At 62.7% G+C, this 11,026-nt stretch carries 11 protein-coding genes and 1 pseudogene; 4 read left to right on the top strand and 8 right to left on the bottom strand.

What is annotated here, in order from left to right; all coding sequences use genetic code 11:
- From B4393_RS27585 to B4393_RS20015, 5 genes and pseudogenes are all read right to left on the bottom strand, one after another.
- Window positions 1-297: pseudogene (locus B4393_RS27585) on the bottom strand (hypothetical protein); the annotation flags it as partial.
- A 300-nt stretch (window positions 298-597) separates the two neighbouring features.
- Window positions 598-1,449, bottom strand: a complete 852-nt coding sequence (locus B4393_RS20035) for a class I SAM-dependent methyltransferase (RefSeq protein ID WP_191988872.1) — start codon at window positions 1,447-1,449, stop codon at window positions 598-600.
- Between the two features lie 645 nt (window positions 1,450-2,094).
- Window positions 2,095-2,295, bottom strand: a complete 201-nt coding sequence (locus B4393_RS28465; protein ID WP_078335548.1) for a three-helix bundle dimerization domain-containing protein — start codon at window positions 2,293-2,295, stop codon at window positions 2,095-2,097.
- An 81-nt stretch (window positions 2,296-2,376) separates the two neighbouring features.
- The gene (locus B4393_RS20020; protein WP_078335547.1) at window positions 2,377-2,790 is read right to left on the bottom strand and encodes a (R)-mandelonitrile lyase; all 414 of its coding nucleotides are present in this window, start codon (window positions 2,788-2,790) and stop codon (window positions 2,377-2,379) included.
- 67 nt (window positions 2,791-2,857) lie between these two features.
- Window positions 2,858-3,295: a MerR family transcriptional regulator gene (locus B4393_RS20015; RefSeq protein ID WP_078335546.1), complete on the bottom strand. Its 438-nt coding sequence runs from the start codon at window positions 3,293-3,295 to the stop codon at window positions 2,858-2,860.
- Between the two features lie 222 nt (window positions 3,296-3,517).
- Here B4393_RS20015 and B4393_RS20010 point away from each other — a divergent pair, with 222 nt between their 5' ends.
- A complete protein-coding gene (locus B4393_RS20010; RefSeq protein WP_078335577.1) occupies window positions 3,518-3,889 on the top strand; it encodes a DUF4333 domain-containing protein in 372 nt (123 codons plus the stop codon).
- Between the two features lie 569 nt (window positions 3,890-4,458).
- On the opposite strand, the gene B4393_RS20000 is transcribed toward B4393_RS20010, so the two are convergent.
- Together B4393_RS20000 and B4393_RS19995 are read right to left on the bottom strand one after the other, a co-directional pair.
- Complete coding sequence (locus tag B4393_RS20000; RefSeq protein WP_078335545.1) at window positions 4,459-5,505, bottom strand: alpha/beta fold hydrolase; 1,047 nt, start codon at window positions 5,503-5,505, stop codon at window positions 4,459-4,461.
- A gap of 253 nt (window positions 5,506-5,758) precedes the next feature.
- Window positions 5,759-7,336 carry an adenylate/guanylate cyclase domain-containing protein gene (locus B4393_RS19995; RefSeq protein ID WP_078335544.1) on the bottom strand — a complete coding sequence of 526 codons (1,578 nt, stop codon included), beginning with the start codon at window positions 7,334-7,336 and terminating at the stop codon, window positions 5,759-5,761.
- 194 nt (window positions 7,337-7,530) lie between these two features.
- Between B4393_RS19995 and B4393_RS19990 the strand changes: the two genes are divergently transcribed.
- The 3 genes from B4393_RS19990 (at window position 7,531) to B4393_RS19980 (ending at window position 10,569) form a co-directional block, all read left to right on the top strand.
- Window positions 7,531-7,926 carry a hypothetical protein gene (locus B4393_RS19990; RefSeq protein ID WP_070939997.1) on the top strand — a complete coding sequence of 132 codons (396 nt, stop codon included), beginning with the start codon at window positions 7,531-7,533 and terminating at the stop codon, window positions 7,924-7,926.
- Between the two features lie 149 nt (window positions 7,927-8,075).
- The gene (locus tag B4393_RS19985) at window positions 8,076-9,167 is read left to right on the top strand and encodes an acyl-CoA synthetase family protein (protein WP_078335576.1); all 1,092 of its coding nucleotides are present in this window, start codon (window positions 8,076-8,078) and stop codon (window positions 9,165-9,167) included.
- Window position 9,168: 1 nt separating this feature from the next.
- Window positions 9,169-10,569, top strand: a complete 1,401-nt coding sequence (locus tag B4393_RS19980; RefSeq protein ID WP_078335543.1) for an aldehyde dehydrogenase family protein — start codon at window positions 9,169-9,171, stop codon at window positions 10,567-10,569.
- 2 nt (window positions 10,570-10,571) lie between these two features.
- On the opposite strand, the gene B4393_RS19975 is transcribed toward B4393_RS19980, so the two are convergent.
- Window positions 10,572-10,994 carry a PPOX class F420-dependent oxidoreductase gene (locus B4393_RS19975; protein WP_078335542.1) on the bottom strand — a complete coding sequence of 141 codons (423 nt, stop codon included), beginning with the start codon at window positions 10,992-10,994 and terminating at the stop codon, window positions 10,572-10,574.
- Between the last annotated feature and the right edge of the window lie 32 nt (window positions 10,995-11,026).

Here is an 11,026-nt window from a genome sequence, read left to right as displayed (position 1 = left end):
GGTTCGGTGCCCACCGTCAGGGTGGGGGACGTGCATGACAACGCGTAGGGCGTCGGGCCAGCTGTTATCGCGGCATTTGAGGTAGTGGTCGAAGAACTGCTGTTGTAGAGCAACGCTTTCGGAGAGGTAGCACCACTCGTCGTGGTGGCCGGGGGTGCACGTGCAGCCACCGTTGGGGGCGTGCAGAAAGCCTTCGGCGTTGCCCCGTCCGTGCAGGCCTTGGCCGAACCAGTTGGCCGGTGCGAGGGCCGGCACGGAGATGTTGGCTGGGGGTGCGGGCCTGGTGCTAGGTGTCATCGAGGGCGTGGTTGCGTAGCTCGGGTAGCGGGTCGGTGCGGCGGAAGGACCAACGAAATCCGCTGGAACGCTGCAAAGAAGGACGTCAAGAGATACAGGTGAACCCGTCAAAATCGGGCCCACGAGCGGTCAACTAGAGCGGCTGTCCGTCCGGATTTGGTTGGCTATTCCGTAAAGCGCCGCGCTGAAGGCCATTCTCAGCGGGGTCGGTGGCCGGCCGCGATCGATGCGGCGCCGATATTCGCCGACTCAGGCTGCGATTTAGGGCGATCTCGATCTCGTGTTCGGTCAGGGCTACTGTCAGCGTCGCTGGGCCTGGATAAGCCATTGCTCAGCGTCGTAGAACACGCCCTGATCGGTGAGATGTTCAGCGATGTTCACTCTCAACCTGTCCAGTGCGCGGCCGCGGGTTTGATCGTCAAGTGCGGCGAACGCTGAGGCCGAATGCGCGGCGATGAAGTCGAATGCGTCGTCGACGTCACGACCGTAGAACATCGGGGCGTGCATTTCGGTCATCTCGATGTCGACAAAGCCAGCCGCGCCCAGGAGTTGGTGCACGCGGGTCGGGTCGCTCAGGGAGAACGGGTTCGGGGTCTCAGGCGGCGGACAGGGTAGCTCGCGTCCGCCAGCGGAGATGGTGCGGAACGTGCGAATGCCCTCGTTGCGCTCGACGGATTGCCACACCAACTGTACGAACCGGCCACCGGGTCGGATCGCGCGCGCGATGTTGACGAAGGCCGCGCGCGGGTTACCAAAGAACATCGTTCCGTGCCGGCTCACCGCGACATCGAATCGTGATTCACCAAAGTCGTACACCTGCGCGTCTGCCTGAACGAACGACACATTCCTCAACTCTTCTGTTAGGGCACGTGTGCCCGCGACTTCCAACAGCGTTGATGACAGGTCGATCCCGAGCACCGAACCTTGCTGTGCGATCCGTGCGGCGTCGCAAGTGACCTGACCGGCCCCACAGCCAATGTCGAGGACAGCCGAATCTTTCATAATGCCCGCAGCGTCCAAGAGCCCGTTGTGGTACGCGGCCATGCCCTGATCAAATCTTTCAGCCCGATCAGACCAGAACAGGCCATTGGCGCCATCCCATGCGTGAAACTGATCGAGATTGGTCGAGTCAAGGGCCGGGATCTCAAGCAATGATCTCTCCGCATATCGGTTGAAGGTGTATTCGAACCTAGCGCGCAGATGGATCGCCCCACGTGAGGCAGGGCCCACGACGCGCGCAATCCGGTGAATTGGCGCACGACTGCCTGCGAATGCCGTCGGGGTGGTTATTGCGGCAGTGTGCGCAAGGGCGGCACCGTTGCCAGGGCAGCCTCACGACAGGCTTTAGTGTGCGGCAGCTCCAACCTGACCTGCGCGTATGGCCAAACGAGTCTGAACATGTCGTTGGGACAATTATGTCCACTGCATGAAAACTCCAGCGTAGCTGGGTTTTCGTCGTTTAGGGGCGCGTGGGCCCGTCCCGCCTTTTACGCAACCTGATCGGTTGCTGTGCATGACGGTTGCGCGGGTGCGACGATCCGCACGTGATGGAGGATGCGTCTGTGGCACAGGCTCGGACACTGCTGGCATCGTTGTAGGAGCATGTGCGCCAACTGTCGCAGACAGTCCGCAAAACTGAACTTCTCATCCGACATACGCCCGCTCACAACACCACTCAACGACATCATCGCCGTCGCATGGCGGCGATGCGCAAGGAGCTATACGAGGCGCACCGTCTCATCGACGGCCTGCATCACCGGTATCCAGCTACGCGCGGCGCGCAACATTTGGAGATTCTCAAGCACTGACTGTGGCGAGCTCGGCGCAAGAACGCCGTTCAACCAGTAGAGGTACGAACTCGCGGACTCTGCATTCGGCGAAACGCGCGTAGACACACTGGACCACAGACGCAATGTGTTCAGGCGATAGCCACGAGTACTTGCTCGCTAGGCGCTGCTGCACCGCGGCTAGCGATGTCTGCTCGCTTATGCCGGACATGACGTAAGGGTGAGTCAAATCAACCGTGCCGTCAACCGTTAGTTCACGCTGAATTCACTATTTGACGGCGGTGCTGCTGGCTTAGGTGGCTGGTGTAGCGGGTGCGTTGTATTCGTCGTCGGTGACATGCTGGCCCCAGTAGGCGTCGCAGTGGTCGTCGTCGGCTTCCTGGATCGCGGTGTGTGTCATAAATGTTGTGGGTGCGGCGCCATGCCAGTGCCATTCCCCGGGTCGGGTAACGATCGTGTCGCCAGCGCGGATCTCGTGTATTGGTCCACCTTTGGCCTGGATTCGGCCAACCCCTTCAGTGACATGCAGTATCTGGCCGAATGGATGCTGATGCCACGCAGAACGGGCAGCGGGGGTGAAATGCACGCTGAATGCGCGTAGCCGCGAGGGGGCTTGTGCTATCGCGAGCTCGTCGACAAAGACGATGCCGGTGAAGTTTTCGGCTGGAGCGCGGCGGCTGTCGGGATGGTGGCGGACAACAATCACGATGGGTACTCCTTCGGTGAGGTTCGACCGTGCTTGTCGGTCATCAGCACACGGTAGGAGCTCGACCTCACTCCAGGTCAACCTCCGGAGTTCCGGGCGGGAGCCCTGCGGCTGCGAGCCCTTCGTATTTGGCGATCTTGGCCTCGATCAGCGCGATGCATTCGTTCAGGGCGGCTTGCTGCTGCCCCATGGCATGGTGATGGTCTTTCAGGACCCTCAGGATTCCCGCGATACCGTCGACACCGCGACCACGGCACCGCAGGTATTCCTGAAGCTGGACGATGGGCATATTCGTTTCACGCATCCGGCGCAGAAAAACCAGCCAGAGCAGGTCATCGGCCGTGAAGACGCGCCGGCCGACGCCGTCTCGTGTGCTGTCCGTTATCAGACCTAATGACTCGTAATAACGGATGGTATCGATGGTCAACCCAGACATGCGGGCGGCGTCCCCGATATAAACGGTCATACCCGACAGTAAGAGCAGCAGCAACGAGATGTTCTCCACCCGCAGGTATGTGGATCGGCGGTGCGGTTACGGATTCGGTTCGCCAAACCGGCCGTAGGCTCCAGAATCGCGTGTTGAAGGGGGTTATTTGTCTGTGACTGGCGATGCCCCGGTTGCGGCCCAGAATGTCTACCGTCGACGAGTGCTACATGCTCCAAACGAGCTATTCGATTCAATCGTCGTGCAAGAAAGCGAGTAGGCAGCAGAATGCAAAGCGCACCAATGGCGGCGACTCTTATTTTGGCAGCTCTTATTGCATCAGGGTGTTCAGTCACGTCGACATGGCATGCTGGAACGATAACGCCTGAAACAACAGCGAACTCATCGGTAGGCACGCCACCGATTTCATCGGTACGACAGGTTCCGAAAGAACAGGCTGCCAAGATCGCGGCACAGCGTCTCGACGCTCAATTCGGGGGCAAGGTGGATTCGGTCATATGCGATGGGCCGCTTGACGCGACCGTGGGCGCTACCCAACGATGCGTGATGAGCGAAGCCGGTCAGAAAGCCGGTCTGACCCTCACTGTCACAAAAGTAGAGGGCGACAAGGTCGACTTCCGTGTGAAGGTCGACGATCAGCCACTCCCGGAATAGCCACGGAGTAGTCCGCGGTGAATCGCGAAGTGGCGACCCCGAAGTCTGGCGATTGTGTGGTCGGCGAGGTGGAGCCCAGCCACGGCAGTGCCGGGACGACGCATCAACTGTCGCATTACTTCTACGGAGGCTGTGACGGTAAGTCACCGGGCCAACCAACAGGGGATCCCTACTGGCTGTGGGGCAGAAGGTATCGTACGGCCACGGCACGTGTGCGGTTGATACCAATAGGACGGTGGCTTGCCTCGACACCATTGGTGGCGAGCATGGATTCGTTCTCAAACCTTCTGGCAGTTCGACGTTTTGAGGGCCCGATATAGGACAGGCAGAAGAGATCTTCAACTCTGTACGCCGCGGAGAAGTTACGCCCAAGCCGGCGGCTCCGGACGTCAGTGCCCACTCCGGACGCTATCCGCACCGCTGGCAGCCGGCTCAGCGGTCGGTACTTGGCCCGGTTCTGATGGTCTGCGTCGCATTCTCACGCGGCCGGACTGACTGGGTCCCAGAGCATCGGCCCCGGCGGTGAACCTGATCTGAGCAGATGAAGAGTCGTGTTGGATGCCGCCAAACTAGCGCCGGTCCAGCTCGGCCAGAAAGTTGTCGATGGCCGGCCACGTCTCGTTGACACCGGCCGACAATGCCACCAGCCCGAGATGGCTCGCCTCCACCGTGGTGAACCGAACGTCCGCCGACTTGAGCATTGCGACGCCGTTGTGCACGCACTGCCAGGGCGCGATGGCATCACGGTGGCTGCCGAATAGCCGGATCGGCAGTGTCAGCGCCGTCAGATCGAGGGTGTAACCCGCGACATTGACGACGCCAGCGGCGATCTCGTCGTGATAGATAAATCGGCCCCACATCTGCGACACCGCCCGCCCCGGATAGCCCGGGAAGGCGTCCTGAAAGCGGTCGATCACCTCAGCCTTGGCCAAAGCTTCGGTGTTGTCCAGATTGTTCAGGAGAAACCAGGGGCGTTTGATTTCACGGTCCCACGAGGTGGCGCGGTAGGCGGCCTGTACCACCGGAGCAGGAATACCGCCGAGTGCCCGCAACACCGTGGTGACGGCATAGCCGTTGGTGGGCTTGGTGATTCGGCGCGCCTCGGGATATCCCGGGATTTGTCCGTAGTCCAACGGGGTACCGATAGCAACGATCGAGCGGATTGGTAATCCTCGGTCGGCTGCGGCCGTCAAAAGGCTCAGGGTGCCGCCGAGGCTCCATCCGATCAGGTCGAGCTGCGGCTGTCCGGAATCGATGAGTACCCGCTCGATGGCCTGCGGAATGATATCGGCGAAGAAGGACTCAAGGCCCAGATATCTATCCGCCCAACCGATCTCACCATAGTCAACGACGTAAGGTGTGCGGCCTTCCTCGAGCAGGTGCGCCACCAGCGACTGACCCGGGGCAAGGTCGTAGCATGTCGCCGACGCGGCCAACGGGGGAACCAAGAGGACCGGGATGGCGCTGGAGTCGCGCGGATCGTCAGTGCCATAACGACGCAACTGGCGATGCGGTTCGTCGAACAGCACAACGTGGCTGGTCGGCCGGGGTGGGCGAACACCGTCGCCGAAAGTAATGGAGAACAAGTTTCTCGCCGACACCGGAATCGAGACCATAAGTAGTTCGCGCCCTCATTCTTGTTGTCACTGCCCGGCTCATCGGTTGGTTCACCAAAAGCCTTTCAGTAGACCGGTCGACGTACAACGGTTTGTGGCATGCATGACACATGGGTGCATTGGCCGCAGGGCCCGACGTAGTCCAGTCGTCGCGTTGTTGGTGACGGGGAGCGGCAACTGCGCAGCGGGAGAACTGAACGTTGACGAACGTTACTTGGGCAAGCCGAGTCCCGTCTTTGGCTTAGTGAGATGCTCAGCCCGATTCCGACGTCGATTCTGCGTCCACGGTGGCCGCGTACAGCGCCACCGCATCCGTCTTGCCCCGCAGCGGAATCGTCGGCCGCGCAGCGAAGATGGCGACGTCGGTGTTGTCAAGCCGTTGCAGGGTCTGTTCGCTCAGCAGAATGGCATCCCCGGTCAGCCGGGTGGCCGATTCGACTCGCGCGGCCACATTGACGGTGTCGCCAATTACGGTGAAGTCGAATCGCCCTGCGCCACCGATATTTCCGGCGACAACAGGACCCGAGTTCAGCCCGATACCCACTTGCGGCTCGTCGGGGCGCGCGGCCAGGGTCCGTGCGATCTCCAGGGCTGCCGCCAACGCCCTGTCGGCGTGGTCGCGGTGCGGCTGCGGGGCGCCGAACACGGCGAGAAGCCCGTCACCGACGAATTTGTCCACGTGGCCGCCATGCTTGCCGATGATGGGCACGACGATGCCGAACAGATCATTGAGCATCGCGACGACCTCACTGGCCGGGCGGTGCTCTGAGTAGCCGGTGAATCCGCGGACGTCCAGGAACAGGGCAGTGATCTCGACCTCCTGACCGAGAGCCAGCGCCTCGTTTCCGCTGGTCAGAATGAGATCGGCGATGGCAGGGTCCAAATACGTTCCGAACGCCGCGCGGATGCGGTCGCGTTCTCGAAGGCCACTGATCATGGTGTTGAACGACTGGGCAAGTACGCCGAGGTCGTCCGTGGCGGTTACTGGAACCCAGGTGTCGAGGTCGCCGCGGCCCACTCGATCGGCGGCGGCCCTCAGATCGCGCACCGGTTCGGTGACGGACCGGGTGAGCAGCAGCACGAGAACGCCGGCAATGCTGACCGCCACCGCGATCGAGACTCCCACCGCAATCGCGAGGCTGGCCACGGTGTGGGGGCCGACGATTCCCGCCACGACGGTTCCGGCGACGACGGCGATGGCCAGGGTGACGACGAACATCCTCTGGGTCAAGGGAATTCGTACCCGAACGGGAATCCTCTGGTCGCCGGCGGCGGTGCTGAGGTCGGCCAGCACCGGACGCAGCATCTGCTCGGAGAGCATGGCACGCATCCCCATCCAGTACAGCCTGGTCAACAGCGTGCCGGGAATGAACAGCACCAGCGTGAGGATCGGGATCGACTGCAGCCATCCCAGCATGCCGATCCAGCCCAGATTCAGAACCGCGACGAACAGCAGCCGGTCCCACTGCAACGGTGCCAGGGGAATCTGGGCGCCCACCTGCCACACCTGAACCGCGATGATGGGGTCCCGGTTTCGTGCCCAATCCTCGATTATCCGTAGCCGCGGTGCGATGGTGCGGAACGCCAGAAACCCGTCGACCAGGAAAATGGTGAATCCGAGGGCGATGAGCACGGCGACGTCCCGGAGTGTCAACCCAGGTACGAACAATCGGGCCAGCATCGTCCCGACGATCGCGAACAGCAGCGCAAGAGCGAACTGACAGAAAAGCATTGCGCGTCTGACGAAACCGACCCCCATGCGTGCATAGGCGATCTCGAACACCCTGATGGTGTCCGGATGCACGGTGTCATCCCGGTACACATCGCTCACAAGCGCAATGCCTGCACATTGACCTTCACGCAGTCAGTATTTCGCAACGCCGGCCTGGATAACCGGCATTTACGCCCTAACAGACCTGCTCGGAGCCGGTGCCGACCCCATTTGGGCACGGTTGTATGTCGAACCTGTATCGGCTCAGTATTTAGCGCACGTAACGATTGAGTCCTTTGATTCGATCTGTGATTGTGAAGATTCTCGTAGGTATTGCAGCATCAGCAGCGATTGCCGCCAGCGGTTTGGGCCTTGCGGCCACCGCCAACGCAGCCCCTGCTCCGGCCTTCCCGGCGCCGAGCTATCACTGGTGCCCAGGCGAGTTCTGGAACCCGATCTGGGGGTTCAACTGGTTTGATCGCGAATGCCACGACGACAACTGGCGCGACAGCGGCTGGGATCGAGACGGATTCGACCGTGACGGCCGCGACCGTGACGGCTGGGACCGAAACGGCTGGGGACGCGACGGGCGGCAGCGGGATTGGCGCGATGGCGATCGCCACGATGATCGCGGTGACCATCGTGACGATCGCGGCGACCACCGAGGTGACAATCGCGGGGACCACCGCGGCGACGACTGGCGCCGTTAACACCCGAATAGCAACACACCCGATCGGTAGCGTTCCCGGTTCCGCTGGGGACGCTACCGGGCAGGTTGGTGCCACCGCGCAGCCCGATCATCTTCGGCGCCACCAAGAGTTCACTTACGTCCTCGCGGTCACTGCGTCAGGATGGCGAGATGGCCGAGATCGACTTCTCGCTGTTGGATGTTCCGCGCGCTGGACCTGACGTCGACCCGGAGGCGTATCTGCGTGCCGCGATTGCGTGGCATTTCGGTGCGGACACCGGCTCGCCCTTTTGGTTGCGGACGGCGCGAGGCCTGGATTTCAACCCGCTGACCGACGTGCATGGTTTCGACGACCTGCGGCGTTTTCCCAACCTGGTCAACGAGCTACGGAACGCGCCCGTCGAGGACCTCATTCCGCGCGGTTACGGATCGCCGGCGCCCGTGCCGAAGGTGTTCGAATCGGGCGGCACCACCGGAGCGCCCAAACGCACCGCGCAGTTGCCCGACTGGGTTGAGCAGATCACCCTGTGGCAGATCGAGGACTTCACCGCGGGCGGCTTCGTGGACGGCCAGGGCCTGCTGTTCCTGATGCCCAGCGGTCCACATGGGGTGGGCCATTTTTCCCGCGCGGTGAGCGAACGGCTGGGTTCGGTGTTCTATCCGGTGGACCTGGACCCGCGGTGGGTCAAGAAGATCGCGGCGCGGGGCGCCACCGCGGAGGTGTCCGCATATGTGGAGCACGTGCTGGAGCAGGCAAGGTTCGTGCTGCAAACCCAAAATGTGGCGAATCTGCATACCAGCCCGCCGCTGTTGGGTGCGATTGCGCGCGATGACACCATGGCAGACCTGGTGAACCAGAAGATCCGCTACATACTGCTCAGCGGTGCTCATGTGGACCTGGACACCCTGGACCTGCTCCGCGAAATTTTCCCGGCGACGACCATCGCGATGGCGTTCGGCAGCACAATGATCTTGTCCCAGGCCAAGACCCGCGTCGACGGCGACATCTATGTCTTCGACCCCCGCACGCCCTATGTCGTGTTCTGGGTCATCGACCCCGAGACGGGGGAGCGGGTGCCGCATGGCCACCGCGGTCAGGTGGTAATGAACCACATCAGCAAGGGCATGTTCATCCCCAACAACCTCGAACGTGATAGCGCGATCCGTAGACAGGGGCCCGACGGCCAGATCGGCGACTCGGTCAGCGAGGTCGCTCCGGTCGCAACGTTCGAGGGTGAAGCCGTTATCGAGGGCGTCTACTGAGATGACGTCTGCGCTGCCCGAAAACGTCAGTGGGACAGCTATTTCCCTTGATGCGTTGGGCCCCGCCGGTGCGTACCGGACCCGCACGCGCGAGGTGATCACCGATATCGCGGGGACACCGGTCGCTGACTTGAGCATCGTGCCGCCGCTGTATGTCAGCCGCAGCATTCGCGCCCAACGCAATGTTGCGGCGTTGCCGGCCACCCGCCGGGAAGCTGCACTGGCCGGTGCTGCCGAGATCTTCTCCGACGCCGAGATCGCGGGCTACGGCTTTGATCAGTACGTCGACGTGGTCAGCCGGGTCTCAGGACTGCCCATCGCCGTGGCGCGCGCCAGCGCGATAGGCGTCGCCGAAGCTGTTCGCCACGCGATTGACGCGGTGACACCGGCCCGGCCGGTGGGCGCGACCCTGGACTGGCGCGATGAGCGCACCCGCCGGGGGAGCGCGGTCTGGACCCGGCGGGGTGAGGTGCTGGCTGTGCACGCGTCGGGGAACAGTCCGGGTGTGCACGGCGGGTGGGTGCAGGCATTGGCGCTGGGGTATCGCGTGGCCATCCGGCCGTCGCGGCGCGAACCCTTCACGGGTCACCGGCTCGTCAACGCCTTGCGTCAGGCGGGATTTCGGCCCGAAGATGCTTTGTACCTGCCCACCGACCATGCGGGCGCGGCCGAGATCATCGCCGCGGCCGATCTCGCTGTCGTCTACGGCGGGCAGGACATCGTGGACAAGTACGCGGGCGATCCGACGGTGATGGTGAACGGGCCAGGACGCACCAAGATCCTGATCACCGCTGAACAGGACTGGCGTGACTATCTGGATGTCATTGTCGAGTCCATCAGCGGGCAGGGCGGGATGGCGTGCACCAACACCACAGCCGTTCTGTACGAAGGCGATCCGCGACCGTTGGCGGAAGCCATCGTGGCCAGGCTTGAGGCGATCACGCCCCTGCCGATTTCCGACGAACGCGCCGTCCTGCCGGTCCAGCCGCTCGACGCGGCCAGACGGGTTGCCGAGTACCTGGCGGCGAAATCTCTAGGCGCTACGGCGCTGTTGGGTGCCGATCAGGTGGTTGCAGACCTCGGAGATGGTTCGGCCGCGCTACGTCCGGCCGTACATCTGCTTAAACGGCCCGACGTCGACAAGCTCAACACCGAGTTGGCATTCCCCTGCGTATGGGTCGCGCCGTGGGCGCGCGCCGACGGCCTTGCACCGCTGCGGCATTCGCTGGTGATCAACGCGATCACGAGTGACGGGGAGCTTATCGACGCCCTCGTCGACGATCCGACGGTGTCCAACGTCTACAGCGGTAGGCACCCCACCTCATACGCGGCCCCCGAAATCCCCCATGATGGATTCCTCGCGGATTTCCTGATGCGCACCAAGGGTTTCATCCGCGACTGAGATCAGACCCAGGCCCCGTTGCCGCCGATTGATTCGACGCGAATCCGGGTCAGGTAACCGTCAGGAGCATTGGGTGGCGGGAAATGCTCATCGGATCCCAGCAGCGCGGTAGCCAACTGTTTGAGCAGCTCCGGTGCCCCTCCTTCGACCACGCGCGCCGAGCCGGTGACAGCCAGATACTCGCGCTGTTGCCCGAGCTGGCTCGGGCCAAGGATCGTCACGGCGACGTGAGGATCGCGCCGGATGTTGCGCAACTTCTTGTAGTCGCCCGACAGATGGGCAGCTACCAGCTCGTCGCCGTCTGGTGTGGATTGCAGGGCGACCCACACCACGGACACCTGAGGGCTGCCGTCGGGGTTGATGGTGACGAGCGTGGCATCAGCGCCCGCTCCGATGAGGGCACGCGCAGCGTCGTTGAGTTCCATGTGGGAGTTCTACCCCGCGGCGCCCGTTTTCA

Origin of the sequence: Mycobacteroides franklinii (genome assembly GCF_002013895.1) — a bacterium.
GTDB lineage: Bacteria > Actinomycetota > Actinomycetes > Mycobacteriales > Mycobacteriaceae > Mycobacterium > Mycobacterium franklinii.
Note: the sequence above shows the minus strand (reverse complement) of the source record. Positions and strands in the feature narration are given on the sequence as shown.